This window comes from Pseudomonas sp. 2995-1 (assembly GCF_002742505.1).
Taxonomy (GTDB): Bacteria; Pseudomonadota; Gammaproteobacteria; order Pseudomonadales; family Pseudomonadaceae; genus Aquipseudomonas; species Aquipseudomonas sivasensis.
On record NZ_LJSA01000219.1, the window covers coordinates 1 to 352 of the forward strand.

Genomic DNA, 352 nt, shown 5'->3' on the forward strand with positions numbered 1-352 from the left:
AACAATACCTGTATCAATCCTACTTGCTGAAAATGGGATTCCTGTTTTTTTACACAGTAGTGATACATTGCCACCAAAGAATGGTTCTACAATAAAAGATATCTTAAAAGGATTAGACATTCCAGTTAAACTAACTGGGGACCAAATTGCAGCTTCCATCGAGGCTCATAATATTGGTTTTGCTTGGACGGAGAGACTATGCAAACCACTCGCCAGTGTGCGCAACATTCGGGAAGAAATTGGGGTACGCTCCTTCTTAAATATGGTTGAGAAACTATTAAACCAAGCCAATGCTAATTCTATAATGCTAGGGATATTTCATAAAACTGTATTGGACACAAATGTAGAGAAC

General features: G+C 38.1%; 1 protein-coding gene. It reads left to right on the forward strand.

Annotated features, from left to right (window positions below; translation table 11 throughout):
* A partial coding sequence (locus tag AOA61_RS02545) for a hypothetical protein (RefSeq protein ID WP_218197331.1) occupies window positions 1–352 on the forward strand: 352 nt, incomplete at both ends.